This is a genomic window from Haemophilus sputorum CCUG 13788, assembly GCF_000238795.1.
Taxonomy (GTDB): domain Bacteria; phylum Pseudomonadota; class Gammaproteobacteria; order Enterobacterales; family Pasteurellaceae; genus Haemophilus_A; species Haemophilus_A sputorum.
The window spans coordinates 175,789-191,517 of sequence record NZ_AFNK01000031.1 but is presented as its reverse complement, the minus strand read 5'-3'; the positions used below and the strand labels follow the sequence as shown (position 1 = coordinate 191,517).

Below are 15,729 nucleotides of genomic sequence, written 5' to 3'. Positions count from 1 at the left end.
AACATAAAATGGCATTAGATTTCAATGCAGTAGCATTAGACAGCGTAGAAGCAAAAGGTGGCTACGGAATTGGTTTACAAATTGGTCAGCAATTAGCTGGCAGCGGTATGGAGGTTGAAGCGGAAGCGGTTGCACGCGGTATTTTTGATGTGTTAAACAATAACCCACCAGCAATCGACATTAACGAAGTGACTAAAGCATTACAAGAGTTAGGTCAACGTGCAGAAGCAGCACAAGCAGAAGCATTCAAAGCATTAGAAGCAGAAAACCAAGCTTTCTTAGAAGAAAATAAAAAGGCAACAGGCGTGATCGTGACGGACTCTGGTCTTCAATATGAGATCTTAACCGAAGGTAACGGCGCAAAACCAACCGCAGAAAGCACAGTGCGTGTACATTACACAGGTTCTTTAATTGACGGTACTGTATTTGATAGCTCAGTAAAACGTGGCACTCCAGCAGAATTCCCAGTCGGTGGTGTGATTAAAGGTTGGACGGAGGCGTTACAACTAATGCCAGTGGGTTCAAAATGGCGCTTAACCATTCCACACAATCTGGCTTACGGTGAACGCGGTGCGGGTGCATCAATTCCACCATTTGCAACATTAGTGTTTGAAGTGGAATTATTAGATATCCTGTAATCTAAATAGTCTACCTACAAGCGGTTATCTTTCTTGAGATTTAGCAAAATCTTTTTGAAAAATAACCGCTTGTTGTTTTTTTCTCGTTGACAATTTTTGGCTTGTCGTTAAAATCCCAACGTCTTTTGACAATTCGTATATCGCAAGTTTGTGTATAGGAAGTGAGCAAATCCAATTGACTTTTCTCAACTCAATTCTATTTTTTCATCGTTATACCGCTTGCCTTTTTATCTTCGCTTAAGGACTTAAGGAATGTTAGAAATTTGGCAACAATTCAAACAAGATTATTTAATTAAATTTTGGAACCCAACGGCGGCAGTTATTGCAGCAGGGATTTTATCGGCATATTACTTTGGCTTAACGGGCACTTATTGGGCGGTTACTGGTGAATTCACCCGCTGGGGTGGCGAAATTTTGCAATCGCTTGGTGTTAATACTGAAGAATGGGGCTACTACAAAATTATCAGCTTAGAGGGCACCATTTTCTCTCGTATTGATGGCTTGATGATTTTAGGCATGTTCGCGGGTTGTATCGCGGCAGCCTTATGGGCAAATAACATCGGTATTCGTATGCCACAAAACCGTATTCGTATTGTGCAAGCGCTTGTAGGCGGGGCATTAGCCGGTTTTGGGGCACGTTTAGCGATGGGCTGTAACCTTGCTTCACTCTTTACTGGAATTCCTCAATTCTCATTACATGCGTGGTTTTTTACCATCACTACCGCTATCGGCTCATATGCTGGGGTGAAATTCACTTTGCTCCCAATGTTCCGCCCTCCGCTTAAATTGAAAAAAGGGGCGGGGCAAGTCAAACAAAGTGACCCAAACCAAGCGAAACGCCGCTTCCGAATTGGCATGGTGATTTTCTTTGCTTGGGCAATTGCTTCAATTTATGTGATGCAAGCGGTCAGTATTAAGCTCGGTTTTGCTATGTTGTGCGGGCTTGGTTTTGGTTTGTTGATTGAACGTGCACAAATTTGTTTTACCTCGGCTTTCCGTGATCTTTGGGCAACCGGTCGTGCTTATATGGGCAAAGCGATTATTTACGGCATGCTTATCGGCACACTCTGCGTGTTCAGCTACATTCAACTCGGCATGAACCCGAAAATTATGTGGGCAGGCCCAAATGCGATCATTGGTGGTTTATTATTCGGCTTTGGTATTGTGTTAGCCGGCGGTTGTGAAACAGGCTGGATGTACCGCGCGATGGAAGGACAAGTTCACTTTATGTGGGTGGGGGTTGGCAACGTGGTTGGCTCAACCTTACTGGCATATTGGTGGGATGATTTAGCGCCAGTTTTAGCGCTCGATTATGAAAAAATTAACTTACTCAAATCATTCGGCCCAATTAGCGGCTTGCTTATCAACTACGGCTTAATGATTGCCTGCCTAGTGTTTATCGTATGGTGGGAAAAACGTTTCATTCAAAAAGCAAAAGCCCGTTTAGTTACGGCATAATTTAACAATAGAAGGAGTTAACTATGGCATTTATCGTCATTGAGAAAAAAGACAAAGACCCAAGTGAAATTACCCCAACTTACACGTTGGATATGCTTGGCGAGCCTTGTCCTTACCCAGCAATTGCCACCCTTGAAACGATGCCGACTTTAAAATCGGGCGAAATTTTAGAAGTGTTGAGCGACTGCGCCCAATCAATTAACAACATTCCTGTGGATGCTAAAAATCACGGCTACACCTTATTAAGCGTAGAACAAGATGGCACCATTTTGCGTTATTTAATCCAAAAATAACCGCTTGTAAAAACGAAAGCCGCCTATTGATTGAAAATAGGCGGCTTTTTCGCATTTGAATGAAAGAAAGGCGATTTCTCTTCAAGCGGTCAATTTCTCTTGAGGTTTTACAAAGAAATTTCCTTTATACTTAGCACTTTTTCATTGCCAAAGAATTATGAAAACCGCTGATTTTCCTCTTGCCCAATCTTCTTCTGAATCGCCTTTTGCCGCAGCTGTTTTAGACTGGTTTGTGCAATATGGGCGCAAGCATTTACCGTGGCAACAGCAGAAAACGCTGTATAAAGTCTGGCTTTCAGAAGTGATGTTGCAACAAACGCAAGTAGCGACGGTGATTCCCTATTTTGAACGTTTTATCGCACGTTTTCCAACGGTGGTCGATTTAGCCAATGCTGAGTTAGATGAAGTGCTACATTTATGGACGGGCTTGGGCTACTATGCTCGCGCGCGTAATTTGTATAAGGCTGCACAACAAATTCGAGATCGTTTTGACGGTGAATTTCCGACAGCATTTGATGAGGTGCTGGCCCTTTCTGGTGTTGGGAGAAGTACGGCGGGCGCAGTGCTTTCTTCTGTGTTAAATGCCCCTTATCCTATTTTAGATGGCAATGTGAAGCGCGTGCTTTCACGCTATTTTGCCGTTGCAGGTTGGGCTGGCGAAAAAACGGTGGAAAATCGTTTATGGACGTTAAGTGCGCAAGTCACCCCGAATAGTCAAACGGGGGATTTTAATCAGGCAATGATGGATTTAGGGGCCATGATTTGCACTAGAAGTAAGCCAAAATGCACCCTTTGCCCGCTAGAAAACCAGTGTGAAGCGAATCGTCTAAACGCATGGGCAGATTATCCTGCGAAAAAACCAAAAAAGGTGATGCCAGAAAAACAAACCTACTTTTTGATTGTCAAAGCAGGCAACCGAATTTTGCTAGAACGTCGTGAAGCAACAGGCTTGTGGGGCGGTTTGTATGTCTTTCCACAATTTGAAACTTTAGCGGAACTCAAGCGGTCTGTTTCTAGCGAAAATTTACCAAAATTGCAGACGTTAAATGCATTTCGACACACGTTTACGCATTTTCATTTAGATATTACGCCTATTTTATATGAACTGGATTGGCAAAAAATTGACGAAACTTTACCGCTTGCAGGCTTAGAAAAGCAGGGTTTTTTCGGCGAATTAGTATCTTCAAAGGCTAATTATTGGTATGATCTGAATAATGCCAATCAGATAGGGTTAGCGACCCCAGTTAAGCGCATATTAGACGAATTTACACGCACTTTAACTTTAAGTGAGCAGAAAAAGGATTAAACATGGCACGCACCGTATTTTGTGAATATTTAAAACAAGAAGCAGAAGGCTTAGATTTTCAATTATACCCGGGCGAATTGGGTAAACGCATTTTCGATTCTATTAGCAAACAAGCATGGGGCGAATGGATTAAAAAGCAAACCATGTTAGTGAATGAGAAAAAATTAAATATGATGAATCCAGAGCATCGTAAATTATTAGAATCAGAAATGGTTAACTTCTTATTCGAAGGAAAAGAAGTCGTAATTGATGGCTATAAACCGGTTGAATAAGAGAGTGTCCGATGAAAAAGTATGCAAAATATCTCTCTTTATTGTTAATTATTCCGTTTTTAGCTTCTTGTTCTAGTAGTGGAAAAAAAGGTACCAAAAAACGTACCACCGGCAAAAAAACACGTAGTTACGACACCAAAGATACTAACGGCTTAGATATTCTAACCGGACAGTTTTCTCATAATATTGATGATATTTGGGGAAGCAATGAGTTATTGGTGGCAAGTAAAAAGGATTACGTAAAATATACTGACCAATTCTACACGCGTAGCCATATCTCTTTTGAAGAGGGGGCGATTACCATTGAAACGCTTGCTGACCAAAACCGCTTGCGTAATGCAATCATTCATACCTTATTGATGGGTTCTGACCCGAAAGGGATTGACTTATTTGCTTCTGGTGATACTCCAATTAGCCAAAACCCATTCTTACGCGGACAGGTACAAGATCAATTTGGTAGAGATATTACCAACATTGCAATAGCGAATGATTTCGCAACCTATCTTTTACAGAATGCACAAACACGTCGCTTAAAAAATGGACGTACTGCGACCTATGTGAACATCAAAATGGTGGCGGGACATATTGAGGTGCGTGCACGTCAATATTTACCATTAGTGCGTAAAATGTCAAAACGTTATGGTATTGAACCTGCGTTGATTTTAGGGATTATGGAAGTCGAATCCGCGTTCAACCCGTATGCGGTGAGTTATGCTAACGCAATTGGTTTAATGCAGGTGGTACCACGTACAGCTGGTCGTGATATTTTCGCCCGTAAAGGGTTAGGTGGTCAGCCAGATCGCGAGTATCTTTACCACCCAGAAAGTAACATTGATGCGGGAACGATGTATCTCACCATTTTGCGTGATGAATACTTAGACGGGATTTCTGATCCGGTTTCTAGACGTTATGCGATGATTTCTGCTTATAACAGTGGAGCAGGCGCAGTGTTGAAAGTATTTGATTATGATAAATACTCCGCAATCGACCGCATTAACGATCTTTCGCCGGATGCGGTGTATCGAATTCTCACCACCGCGCACCCATCTGCGCAGGCGCGAAACTACTTAAATAAAGTATCAAAAGCGCGTGAGAAATACGTAAGCATTCGTTAATTGTTCATCAAGGCAGGGAAACCTGCCTTTTTCATACCCGCACATAGCCGCCTGTTACTGATTTCACTACACCCAGTAATTCTAAATTCAACATTTCTACTAATAACATAGAAACCTCTAAATTGCAGGCTTTGGCAATATCATCAATGGATATTGGTTCAAGCCCAATCTGTTGGAAAATTTGCTGCTGACAAGCGGTCATTTCTGGCAAATTTTTTGCAATTGGTGGTGTTACGCTTTTTGCAGATTTTGGCAGAAAATCGACCGCTTGTTCATGCTCAAACAACGTAGGTTGTACGGTTGGAAACGGCTGAAGTTGGTATTGTATCGCTTGCAAAATATCTTCAATCGATTCAGTCAGTAGCGCCCCTTCTCGAATCAACTTATGGCACCCTGCAGAATAGGGATTTTGCGCGGTATTTGGTAAGGCAAACACCTCTCGACCTTGCTCTAGCGCGTAGCGTGCAGTAATCAGCGAACCGCTATTGATAGTGGCTTCCACCACTAGCGTGCCAAGCGAAAGCCCGCTGATAATACGATTACGGCGCGGAAAATTTTCCGCGACAGGGGGTTGGTTGGGAAAGAATTCTGACACTAATGCACTACCACAATCTACGATTTGTTCGGCGAGTTTTTTATGACGAGCTGGATAAACCTGATTCAAGCCAGAACCCAGTACGGCAATTGTTACACCATTTTCTGCCACCGCGCGTTGGTGGCAAAATCCATCAATGCCAATCGCCAAACCGCTAGTCACCGCTAAGCCATTTTTTACTAATTCGGACGTGAAAGTTCCAGCCCAGTATTCGCCATAGTGAGAGTAGTCTCGGCTGCCAACAATCGCAATTTGTGGCAGAGATAAACTTTCTATGGAGCCTTTAACAAATAGCACTGGCGGGGCAGTGTTAATTTGGTGGAGTAAAAAAGGGTAGGTATCATCAAATAAGGTCAGAATATGATGTTTAGGGTGTGCTTCTTGCCAGTTGAGGGCGGTTTCAATCCAACGCATATCTGGCTGAAGCCAACGCTGAATTTGTTTTTCATTCCAGCCAATTTGTCGAAGTTGGGTTTTATCGAATTGGCAGAATTCAGCAAAATCAACTTCACTCATCAGGCGTGCAATACGTTGTGCGCCAATTTGTGGCACTTGGAGGAGTTTTAATAAAGAGACTAAATGGTTCATAAGATGATAGACGCAGTAATGTTTCCCTAATCATAAGAAAACCGCTAAAATAACCAATTAAATTATTAAAAATTTTCGAGTGAGATCACAAAAAATGGCAGTATTAGAGGTTGTATTATACCCAGATGAAAAATTAGCAACGGTGTGTGAACCTGTTGCGAAAGTGGATGCAGAATTAAATCAATTTATCGATGATATGTTTGAAACCATGTATGAACATGAAGGCATCGGGCTTGCTGCGCCACAAGTGGGCGTGCTAAATCGGGTGATTACGATTGACATTGAAGGCGATAAAACCAATCAAGTGGTGTTAATCAATCCAGAAATTTTAGAAAGCAGTGGTGAAACGGGCATTGAAGAAGGTTGTTTGTCTATTCCGGGTCACCGAGCATTAGTGCCTCGCAAAGAGAAAGTGAAAGTGAAAGCGCTTAATCGCCAGGGCGAAGAAGTGATTTACGATGCAGATGGTTTGTTTGCAATTTGTATTCAACATGAAATTGATCACCTCAATGGCGTGTTATTCGTTGATCATATTTCAGCCCTAAAACGCCAACGTATTAAAGAAAAAATGCAAAAGCTCAAAAAGCAACTTGCGAGAGCAGCGAAGTAGTTTGCAAACTAACTCCGATAAACTGATAATACCCTCAAATTCTATCAATATAAGGAAAACGTATGATTATCGTAACAGGCGGCTTTGGGATGATTGGCAGCAACATCGTTAAAGCATTAAATGAACTAGGTCGTAAAGATATTTTAGTGGTGGACAACCTCAAAAACGGGGAAAAATTCATCAATTTAGTTGATTTAGATATTGCAGACTATTGCGATAAAGAAGATTTCATCGCTTCAATTATTGCAGGAGATGATTTTGGCGATATTGATGCGGTATTCCACGAAGGTGCTTGCTCAGCAACCACAGAATGGGATGGTAAATACTTAATGCACAATAATTATGAGTATTCTAAAGAGTTGTTGCATTTCTGCTTAGATCGCCAAATTCCGTTCTTCTATGCATCAAGTGCGGCAACTTATGGCGGTCGTTCAGATAACTTTATTGAAAAACGTGAATTTGAAGGCCCACTGAATGCTTACGGTTACTCAAAATTCTTATTTGATGAATATGTGCGTAAAGTTTTACCAGAGGCAGACTCTCCAGTTTGTGGCTTTAAATACTTCAACGTTTATGGCCCGCGTGAACAGCATAAAGGCTCAATGGCAAGCGTGGCATTCCACCTTAACAATCAAATGTTAAAAGGCGAAAATCCAAAATTATTTGAAGGTTCAGAAGAGTTCTTGCGTGATTTTGTGTATGTGGAAGATGTTGCAAAAGTTAACATTTGGGCGTGGCAAAATGGCATTTCTGGCATTTATAACCTTGGTACAGGTAAAGCTGAATCGTTCAAAGCTGTAGCAGAAGCGGTGATTAAATTCCATGGAAAAGGGGAAATTGAGACAATTCCATTCCCAGCGCATTTAAAATCTCGCTATCAAACCTTTACCCAAGCGGATTTAACAGCATTGCGTGCAGCGGGTTATCAAGGAACCTTTAAAACGGTTGCAGAAGGTACCGCTGAGTATATGGCATGGTTAAATAGAGCTTAATCGTTTCGTTAATTAACAAGCGGTCTAATTTGTAAAAAATTTTGCAAATTGATCTGCACCCCAAAAGTTAGACTAACCTTCTAACTGATTAAGGTGCAGATTTTTTTATGACTAAATACAATCAACTTTTCAAACAACAAGTTGTGAATTTCTATTTCGAACATCACGAAAACCTTGCTTTCACATTGAAGCATTTCAGCTTAGCGGCAAAAATCGTTAGATGTTGGATTGCACAATACAAATATTCAGGCACTAATAGATTAGCGGTATTACACCGTAAAAGACTTTACTCTCCTGAATTTAAACATAGTATCTTTCAATCTATCCTCTTTGGTATTGCTAGTAGTGGGACAATTAACTCGAATATATTTCATATAAAGGTGAACAAGGCAAAATTGCGCCGAACCTGTTACAACGGGATTTTAGTTAGTGCAAGAAATGCTGTTACAAGCGGTTAAAAAATTGCCGAGAAATGCGAATTTGATATTACATTCAGACCAAGGAATCCATTATCAAATGCCTAGCTATAAACGCCTATTAGCGAAAAATAGGATTTCTCAAAGTATGTCGCGAAAAGGGAATTGTTTGGATAATGCGGCAATGGAAAGCTTTTTTGGGCGAATGAAAACAGAGTGTTTTCACGGAAACTCGTTTACTAGCATTGATGAACTGGAAAAGGTTATCAATGATTATGTGCGGTACTATAATGAAGAACGAATCCAATTAAAATTAAAAGGACTGAGTCCGATACAATATCGAAAGCAGTCCTTTAAATAACAGTCTAACTTTTTGGGGCAGATCAATTGTTAATGATGTAATAAAATCTTACAAAAATAAGGATTAAAAATGTTTTTTAATAGAGAAGAATTGAAAAATAAACATAAAGAAATATATTTTGAAGCAAATTTTGCTGAGATTGATTTTCATTCAATAAATTTTCTTAAATTGACCAAGAATGTTAGTGTTAAATATGATGGGTTTAATTTAATTAAAAATAATATTTATCATATGTTGGTAAATAATTTTAGTAAATATCAACCATTAACTTATCAATATTTAACTAAAGGAGAGTTTTTTTATGCTATTGATAGGAATCCTATTCCTGTAATAGGGGATAGTACAAAGTTTGGGATTATTATCAATAATATGGCTTATTATATTAGTTATGATCCTTATTCTTATTCTATAAAAGAAACTATAGGGCATTACTATATTCCTATAGAATTACTAAATTCTTGGTTCTTTTATAGTGAAAATTGGAGTTCTGTGGAGACGTATACGTCTGTTGAGAAAACAAATCTTCCATCTCTTTTATTAAGGCCATTACATACTTTAATAAAGGGATTTGAAGATGAGTCTGGAAAATCTTTGCCTAAATACACGGAGTTTTTAGAGGAAAAGTTCAAACATTTATTTAGACAAAGTTACCAAGATGAAGTATTTAACGATAAAAAGTATTTTGAGTTACGTTGTTTATTAGATACTAGAGCCAATGATGATTGGAGTGAAAGTGGCTTTCAATTATTTGTGTCATCACATAATAATGAAAGAAATGTATATGTTATTCAAAATGCAGATGTATTTAGTATCAAGCAATTAATAAATCCTGCAGAAGCAATAGATCACTATGCCGCACATATTTTTTCAATAAACGAAGATGAGTTTGATTTTATGATATATGCGAAGGATTTTTAGTATGAGGGAAGTGTTCCCAAAAGTATGCTTTGCATAAAGTAATCTGTATTAAAGCCTTAATATTCGGTGAACTTTAATAGGTCATTTTATCACCAATATACAATTTGAAACACCAGTGTACTTGCCAAGCGATACGATTTACCAAGAAATTTGCAAATTTCATCTAGAATCATGCCGCTTGTATTTTAATCAATAATGATGAACAAACATTACTAGAAAGTTATTTTCAGCAAAACTCAACAACGCCTGGGCGATGGTTTCTATGAGCAACGTGGAGGTGCTTCAAAAAGTATGCTGTGTATAAATTAAACCGTATTAAAACCTTAAAACTAGGGCTTCTTTAATAGATCGTTTTATCACTAGCATACAATTTGTGTTAAAAACCACCAAAACAAAGAAAACAAAAGAATATGGGATTTGGTGGGAAAAAACGGGATTAAATGGGCGTGGATTATTGAAAACAGGGGCTTTGCGGTACAGATTTTTTTATGACTAAATACAATCAACTTTTCAAACAACAAGTCGTGAATTTCTATTTCGAACATCACGAAAACCTTGCTTTCACATTGAAGTATTTCAGCTTAGCGACAAAAACAGTTAGATGTTGGATTGCACAATACAAATATTCAGGTCGATTAGCGGTATTACGCCACAAAAGACTTTACTCTCCTGAATTTAAACATAGTATCTTTCAATCCATTTTCTTTAGTATTGCTAGTAGTGGGACAATTAACTCGAAGCACTTTCTTCTATCATCGCCAATCCAAACCTGATAGAGATAGCACACTAAAAGCCCGATGCATAATGCTAAATGCGGTGATTTAAATACGAATGTAGCTGATATTAGATCATCGGTTACAAATAATGGCAGAATTCATATGAATGGAAACTCCTGACAGCAAAAAGTAAATTCCATCGGATACAATAAAGACGAACTGTTAGAGATTAAAACAATATTAGAAAATAGTATAAAAGTAAGAAAATTAGAGAAAAATAAATTTAGAGGTGGTTTAGATTCTGGACATAAGGAAAGAATCAGAATTGAGCAAGATGCTTTAGATAAAGTAAATATAATATTGAAGGAGTTAAAATAATATGAAAATATACGAAGAAATAATTAAAGATATATTGAGCGGCAAATTAGAATACAACTCCGAAGATTGGGGGAGGGCAGTTAATGTTTTATTAGAAATCGAAAGCATAGATAATGATTATTCTATCGAACTATTGTCTTTATTATCTAACTCTCAAGAGTATATCTCAATAATATCAATAGCTTTTGTTTTAAAAAATATTTCTGCTAGCTTTATACTAAAAAACAAAACAAAATTAAAGGAAATGATAAAAAAATGCATGAGTAGAAAATGTATAAGAGCAAATGTTGATTTTATTCCAGTGTTTTGTCTATTGCTAGAAAATAAGAGTGATTATTTCTTTTATAATTCCTTTATTGAGTCGTTAGATGAATCAGAAAGTTCGGTGGCTATTAGTAATTTATTACTTTTAGATGATTCCACGATAATTGGATTTCATAACGTTTCAGATTTCAACTTCAATCTGTTTTTAGAGAATCTAGATCCAGACTATGAAGAAAGTTATCTTTTAAAAAGCAATGAGAAGCCGATTTATTATAAAAAGTTACTTATTACATCTTATTATAAGTGGAATAAAAATAAAAATTACATTTATTCATTAACAGAGAGAAATTATGAACTTTTTGAATATATATATATATGTTTAATTTCAAAGCAAACTGTGTTGGTTTTTTATTGGTCTTGAGGAGGTTGTTATTATACTAGGAAATATTTCTTCATTTGGAATAGAGGTTGATCTTAATAAGAAAGATAATATGTTAGTTCCTTTAAGATTATTTATAAAAAACAACCCTATAGGAACGCTAGATGATTATACTTATATTATAAGTTTTATTAATAATTTTATGTTTAAGTTGGAGCACTTATTTGAGTTGGACATTAATCTTAAAGAGTTTGATGAGTTAAATTTATTTAATTATATTCATTCTTTAGGGGAAGATTTGTATAGGTATAGACTGAAGTTAGGTGATTCTTTTGATGATTATTATATATATATTTATATGTATAATGATAAGACCTATTTAACATGGAAGATTGTTGATGCTCCATTCTTTACATATCATAAAAATCAAATAAATAGAGTTTTTTCTTGTGAGATAAATATTCATGAGATTCAAGGAGTAGTTAAAGAGCTTAAATATTTAATAGGTATGAATAAATGAGTTTATTAAAGAAAGAAGATTTAAATAATTTATTTGATCAAGTTTATTATGATTTTAAAAAGATTGATATTTAAGAAGTCAACAATGAATAATTTTGACGATTATATTTATGAAAATACTAGCAACTTGGGTAAGTTATTAGGTATTCCTATGCCCAACTGTGTATCACCTTTGGCATTAGTCATCAATTCGTGAAACAAGGGTGAGCGGATGAGCTACGGCTGTAATAAGGGAAATAGAAGATATGTTTAGGAAAATCGGTTAAATTGAGAAAAGGAAAACGCCCTTATTGAGCTAAGGGCATTGATTTTTACTGCAGGTAAGATGATTTTTAGCTCTTTATGCAACTGCTACATAATACCGAAAAATTTTGCAAATTAGACCGCTTGTGTTTATGCGTGATCGATACCAAATGAGATCACTTCTTCAATACTTTTTGCTCCAAGGGCTAACATAATCAAGCGATCCACACCTAGTGCGACGCCTGAGCAATTTGGCAAGCCTGCGTTTAATGCTGCCAGAAAACGGCTATCGAGTTGTTGTTGTGGCAAGCCCATTTTTTCCCGTTCTAAATTATCAGCGTTAAATCGGCGCATTTGTTCTTGTGCATCACTTAATTCATGGAAGCCGTTAGCCAGTTCTAATCCTTGATAATAGAACTCAAAGCGCTCGGCAACACGGTGATCTTCTGAACTCACTTGTGCCAATGCCGCTTGAGTGGAAGGGAAGTGATAAACGGCTATTGGGCAAGCTTTACCAATGTTTGGCTCTACGACTTCGCTAAAGAGAAATTGCAACAAGGTATCACGCATTTCATCATCTTCACATTGCAAGCCATGTTTACGCGCTTTTTCCACAAGCTGAGCTTTAGTGGCAGAGAGTGGGTCGATACCAACATGGGTTTGGAAGACAAATTGATAACTAAAAGATTCTGCTGGTGGGCAATCTAAAATTTGTTGCAGTAAGTCGTCCACTTCATTGATTAAACGATACATATCAAAATAAGGACGATACCACTCTAGCATCGTGAATTCAGGATTATGGCGATGGCCAGCCTCTTCATTACGGAAGACTTTGCACAACTGAAAGATTGCCCCTGATCCCGCCGCTAATAAGCGTTTCATATGATATTCTGGGCTAGTCATCAGATGTAGTGTTTTTGCTTCACTAGCGAAAGGTGCTAAAAATTGTGTGCTGAAGGTCGAAAGATGAATGTCGGTCACCGAAAACTCGCTTAAAACCGGTGTTTCAACTTCTAATACGCCACGATCGGTAAAAAATTGGCGAATTTGGCGCATGATTTCTGCGCGTTTAAGTAAGTTATCGATAGAAGCGGTTGGCTTCCAATCAATTTGTGTTAAATCTAGTTGCATAATGAATCTAAATGAAAAAATGATGCGCTATCATAGCGCAACTATGCCTTGTTCTCTATGTATCTCGGTAAAATTTGCAAATTCCTAATGAAATCTAACCGCTTTTTGCTTTATTATGATGGGAAAGTTGTAAATCAAAGGAATTGGCTATGAAAACATCTTCTCTTATTATCACCGCGCTTGGTGTGGCGGTTAGTGCTAATGTACTGGCTGAAGATACCAACTGGGTGGATAAACAACATCAAAATGTGCAAAATAAATTGCATAGTTGGTCAAATGGCATTAACGATTGGTTAGGCGAAACCGACCCAAATAAACCTGCAAAAGCATCATTACGTGTCATGGCGGATTCTGAGTGGGATAAACACAACGGATTTTCTGTGAAACCGCGTGTTCGTGGGAAAATTAAATTACCCGTGCTGAAAAAACGCCTGAGCGTGGTATTCGGGGATGAAGATATAGAGAACCGAGAAGGCGATAAAGGTCATGTAGGGGGGAACTACCGAAATTTAGAGCGTGAGAAATATTACAATAGCAAAGAAGCTCGTAACGACAGTGCTTCTATCGGTTTACGTTGGTCTCGAGAAATTGCTAAATATGGGATTGAAAGCGATTTAGATGGCGGTATCCGTTCGCGTGGGGATATTTTTGGTCGTTTGCGTGTCAGTAAAATTTGGGCATGGAATGATATATACAGCACCCGTTTAGAGCAAATTTATCGTTACGGGCATAAAAGCCAGCACTACTTGCGCACCAATTTAGAAAATAAATTCATTGATGGCGAAACCACCTTCATCATGAATCATAGCTATTTTGAATATACAAACCGCAAGAAAGATGAGCGCCGTTATTGGGGGAATAGCCTTTATCGTCAACACGATTTTGGCAATATGAAAACCTTTAACTACGGGTTGTATGTTGGCGGGCGTTTAGACCGTAATCACTCTAAACTGAATAGCTGGGGGCCATTTGTGACTTATCGTCAGCCGATTTATAAAGATTGGCTCTTTATTAAACCAGAAATCAGCTTCTACAACGATAGAGATAACGATTATAGTCATTACATCCGTACCTTTGTTCGAATTGAAGCGATTTTCTAATTTAGCAAAAATAGGGCGTGCATTGCACGCCCTATTTTTATTTTAGTTCTGCGGTTTCTAACATTGCCAATAATGACTCAAATTGCGCAACGGATCTTAAATCTAACCAGAATTTCTGTTGAGCAAAGCGACCAATTATTGGATTTGGAAGTTGCTTAAATTGATTTTCTAGTGCCAGTAAATCTGCTTGAGAGTCTGCACTGATAGTTAGCGCGACAGAAGGCAATCTCTCACTCGGCAACGCACCGCTACCAATTTGCGCAAGGCTTGGTTCGATTTGCAATTCATAGCGTGAATCTAACCGCTTGCAAAGTACGGCACGCAACTGTTCCGCCTTTTGCGTGAGCGCTTCAACAGATTGAGTTAAGAGCGCTAAGGTTGGCAAGGTTTGTGTTAATTTTTCTGGGGTGAGATAGCTTTGCAAGGTGGCTTCTAGCGCTGAAAGAATCACTTTATCGCAGCGTAATACACGTTTGAGTGGATGCGCTTGCAACTGGTCAATGAGTGCCTTTTTCCCCACAATAATGCCCGCTTGTGGGCCGCCTAAAAGTTTGTCGCCAGAAAAGGAAACTAAATCGACACCGGCTACCACTTTCTCTTGAACCATTGGCTCTGCTGGTAAGCCAAGGGCTTGCATATCAGTGAGAGAACCACTGCCTAAATCGCTGATAACAGGTAAGCCGAATTCTTTCCCAAGTTCAACTAATTCAGCCTCACTAACGCTGCTGGTAAAACCTTCAATATGATAATTACTGGTATGTACCTTCATCAAAAATGCAGTGTTTTCTGTGATCGCTTGGCGATAATCTTTCAGATGGGTGCGATTAGTGGTGCCGACTTCTACCAAAGTACAACCCGCTTGTTTCATAATGTCTGGAATACGAAATGCCCCGCCGATTTCTACGAGTTCCCCACGTGAAACAATCACTTCTTTACCAGCGGCAAAAGTCGCTAACATCAATAACACCGCAGCTGCGTTGTTATTTACCACGCAAGCGGCTTCGACCCCGACTAAACGTTGCATTAAGGCACTAATATAATTATCGCGATGCGAACGGCTGCCCTCTGCTAAGTCGAACTCTAGCGCAACATTATGACGCATGGCATCGCTTGCTGCTTCAATTGCTTTTTCAGACCATAAACTCCGCCCTAAATTTGTATGCAACACGGTGCCAGTGAGGTTAAACACGGGGTGCATATTGGGTTGATGCGTTTGGTTTAAACGTTCATGCAGCGCCGCAAATAGGGTGGATTCATTGGCTAAATAGTCGGGCAGTTGGCGTTGCTGTTGAATGAAGCTGCGTGCTTCAGTTAATAACGTGCGCAAGGCATCGACTACTGCAGTATGTGCAAATTGTTGTAAAAATTCGACCGCTTGCGGATGGCGGAGAAGTTTATCAATAGAAGGAACTTGACGGAAAAGAGATTGCATATTTA

Annotated in this window: 16 protein-coding genes and 1 pseudogene; 14 read left to right on the top strand and 3 right to left on the bottom strand. The window is 38.7% G+C overall.

Features of this window, described 5'->3' with window-relative positions; translation table 11 throughout:
- Window positions 1-8 precede the first annotated feature (8 nt).
- The 6 genes from bamJ (at window position 9) to mltC (ending at window position 5,082) form a co-directional block, all read left to right on the top strand.
- Window positions 9-638, top strand: a complete 630-nt coding sequence (bamJ, locus tag HSP_RS0104370; protein WP_010129005.1) for a BamJ family beta-barrel-assembly machinery protein — start codon at window positions 9-11, stop codon at window positions 636-638.
- A gap of 252 nt (window positions 639-890) precedes the next feature.
- The gene (gene yedE / locus HSP_RS0104365; RefSeq protein WP_010129004.1) at window positions 891-2,096 is read left to right on the top strand and encodes a selenium metabolism membrane protein YedE/FdhT; all 1,206 of its coding nucleotides are present in this window, start codon (window positions 891-893) and stop codon (window positions 2,094-2,096) included.
- Between the two features lie 23 nt (window positions 2,097-2,119).
- Entirely contained in the window at window positions 2,120-2,389 is a 270-nt protein-coding gene (gene yedF / locus HSP_RS0104360) for a sulfurtransferase-like selenium metabolism protein YedF (RefSeq protein WP_007526126.1), read from the top strand.
- 157 nt (window positions 2,390-2,546) lie between these two features.
- Window positions 2,547-3,695: an A/G-specific adenine glycosylase gene (gene mutY, locus HSP_RS0104355; protein ID WP_010129002.1), complete on the top strand. Its 1,149-nt coding sequence runs from the start codon at window positions 2,547-2,549 to the stop codon at window positions 3,693-3,695.
- Between the two features lie 2 nt (window positions 3,696-3,697).
- Complete coding sequence (locus tag HSP_RS0104350; protein WP_007526120.1) at window positions 3,698-3,967, top strand: oxidative damage protection protein; 270 nt, start codon at window positions 3,698-3,700, stop codon at window positions 3,965-3,967.
- An 11-nt stretch (window positions 3,968-3,978) separates the two neighbouring features.
- Window positions 3,979-5,082, top strand: a complete 1,104-nt coding sequence (gene mltC / locus HSP_RS0104345; RefSeq protein ID WP_010129001.1) for a membrane-bound lytic murein transglycosylase MltC — start codon at window positions 3,979-3,981, stop codon at window positions 5,080-5,082.
- A 31-nt stretch (window positions 5,083-5,113) separates the two neighbouring features.
- On the opposite strand, the gene dprA is transcribed toward mltC, so the two are convergent.
- Window positions 5,114-6,265: a DNA-processing protein DprA gene (dprA, locus tag HSP_RS0104340; RefSeq protein ID WP_010129000.1), complete on the bottom strand. Its 1,152-nt coding sequence runs from the start codon at window positions 6,263-6,265 to the stop codon at window positions 5,114-5,116.
- A 94-nt stretch (window positions 6,266-6,359) separates the two neighbouring features.
- Between dprA and def the strand changes: the two genes are divergently transcribed.
- From def to HSP_RS0104305, 7 genes and pseudogenes are all read left to right on the top strand, one after another.
- Window positions 6,360-6,875 carry a peptide deformylase gene (def, locus tag HSP_RS0104335; protein WP_010128999.1) on the top strand — a complete coding sequence of 172 codons (516 nt, stop codon included), beginning with the start codon at window positions 6,360-6,362 and terminating at the stop codon, window positions 6,873-6,875.
- 62 nt (window positions 6,876-6,937) lie between these two features.
- Window positions 6,938-7,867, top strand: a complete 930-nt coding sequence (gene rfaD / locus HSP_RS0104330; protein WP_007526146.1) for an ADP-glyceromanno-heptose 6-epimerase — start codon at window positions 6,938-6,940, stop codon at window positions 7,865-7,867.
- A 107-nt stretch (window positions 7,868-7,974) separates the two neighbouring features.
- Window positions 7,975-8,325, top strand: a complete 351-nt coding sequence (locus HSP_RS11645) for a hypothetical protein (RefSeq protein WP_010128998.1) — start codon at window positions 7,975-7,977, stop codon at window positions 8,323-8,325.
- Window positions 8,297-8,644, top strand: a pseudogene (locus HSP_RS11640) (transposase); the annotation flags it as partial. The gene HSP_RS11645 and the pseudogene HSP_RS11640, both read left to right, overlap by 29 nt.
- 69 nt (window positions 8,645-8,713) lie before the next feature.
- A complete protein-coding gene (locus tag HSP_RS0104315; protein WP_010128996.1) occupies window positions 8,714-9,562 on the top strand; it encodes a hypothetical protein in 849 nt (282 codons plus the stop codon).
- A gap of 1,095 nt (window positions 9,563-10,657) precedes the next feature.
- A complete protein-coding gene (locus HSP_RS0104310) occupies window positions 10,658-11,341 on the top strand; it encodes a hypothetical protein (RefSeq protein ID WP_010128994.1) in 684 nt (227 codons plus the stop codon).
- A 70-nt stretch (window positions 11,342-11,411) separates the two neighbouring features.
- Entirely contained in the window at window positions 11,412-11,819 is a 408-nt protein-coding gene (locus HSP_RS0104305) for a hypothetical protein (RefSeq protein WP_010128993.1), read from the top strand.
- A gap of 392 nt (window positions 11,820-12,211) precedes the next feature.
- On the opposite strand, the gene epmA is transcribed toward HSP_RS0104305, so the two are convergent.
- Window positions 12,212-13,192: an elongation factor P--(R)-beta-lysine ligase gene (gene epmA, locus HSP_RS0104300; RefSeq protein ID WP_010128992.1), complete on the bottom strand. Its 981-nt coding sequence runs from the start codon at window positions 13,190-13,192 to the stop codon at window positions 12,212-12,214.
- Between the two features lie 149 nt (window positions 13,193-13,341).
- Here epmA and HSP_RS0104295 point away from each other — a divergent pair, with 149 nt between their 5' ends.
- A complete protein-coding gene (locus HSP_RS0104295; protein WP_010128990.1) occupies window positions 13,342-14,292 on the top strand; it encodes a hypothetical protein in 951 nt (316 codons plus the stop codon).
- Between the two features lie 37 nt (window positions 14,293-14,329).
- On the opposite strand, the gene selA is transcribed toward HSP_RS0104295, so the two are convergent.
- The gene (selA, locus tag HSP_RS0104290; RefSeq protein WP_029495153.1) at window positions 14,330-15,724 is read right to left on the bottom strand and encodes an L-seryl-tRNA(Sec) selenium transferase; all 1,395 of its coding nucleotides are present in this window, start codon (window positions 15,722-15,724) and stop codon (window positions 14,330-14,332) included.
- Window positions 15,725-15,729 lie beyond the last annotated feature (5 nt).

What these genes read in the sequence shown, in the direction of transcription:
- selA (WP_029495153.1), bottom strand. Translation starts at nt 15,724, where the DNA reads ATGCAATCTCTTTTCCGTCAAGTTCCTTCTATTGATAAACTTCTCCGC.
- mltC (WP_010129001.1), top strand. Translation starts at nt 3,979, where the DNA reads ATGAAAAAGTATGCAAAATATCTCTCTTTATTGTTAATTATTCCGTTT.
- HSP_RS0104305 (WP_010128993.1), top strand. Translation starts at nt 11,412, where the DNA reads ATGTTAGTTCCTTTAAGATTATTTATAAAAAACAACCCTATAGGAACG.
- HSP_RS0104315 (WP_010128996.1), top strand. Translation starts at nt 8,714, where the DNA reads ATGTTTTTTAATAGAGAAGAATTGAAAAATAAACATAAAGAAATATAT.
- HSP_RS0104350 (WP_007526120.1), top strand. Translation starts at nt 3,698, where the DNA reads ATGGCACGCACCGTATTTTGTGAATATTTAAAACAAGAAGCAGAAGGC.
- HSP_RS11645 (WP_010128998.1), top strand. Translation starts at nt 7,975, where the DNA reads ATGACTAAATACAATCAACTTTTCAAACAACAAGTTGTGAATTTCTAT.
- def (WP_010128999.1), top strand. Translation starts at nt 6,360, where the DNA reads ATGGCAGTATTAGAGGTTGTATTATACCCAGATGAAAAATTAGCAACG.
- bamJ (WP_010129005.1), top strand. Translation starts at nt 9, where the DNA reads ATGGCATTAGATTTCAATGCAGTAGCATTAGACAGCGTAGAAGCAAAA.
- yedF (WP_007526126.1), top strand. Translation starts at nt 2,120, where the DNA reads ATGGCATTTATCGTCATTGAGAAAAAAGACAAAGACCCAAGTGAAATT.
- HSP_RS0104310 (WP_010128994.1), top strand. Translation starts at nt 10,658, where the DNA reads ATGAAAATATACGAAGAAATAATTAAAGATATATTGAGCGGCAAATTA.
- yedE (WP_010129004.1), top strand. Translation starts at nt 891, where the DNA reads ATGTTAGAAATTTGGCAACAATTCAAACAAGATTATTTAATTAAATTT.
- epmA (WP_010128992.1), bottom strand. Translation starts at nt 13,192, where the DNA reads ATGCAACTAGATTTAACACAAATTGATTGGAAGCCAACCGCTTCTATC.
- dprA (WP_010129000.1), bottom strand. Translation starts at nt 6,265, where the DNA reads ATGAACCATTTAGTCTCTTTATTAAAACTCCTCCAAGTGCCACAAATT.
- HSP_RS0104295 (WP_010128990.1), top strand. Translation starts at nt 13,342, where the DNA reads ATGAAAACATCTTCTCTTATTATCACCGCGCTTGGTGTGGCGGTTAGT.
- mutY (WP_010129002.1), top strand. Translation starts at nt 2,547, where the DNA reads ATGAAAACCGCTGATTTTCCTCTTGCCCAATCTTCTTCTGAATCGCCT.
- rfaD (WP_007526146.1), top strand. Translation starts at nt 6,938, where the DNA reads ATGATTATCGTAACAGGCGGCTTTGGGATGATTGGCAGCAACATCGTT.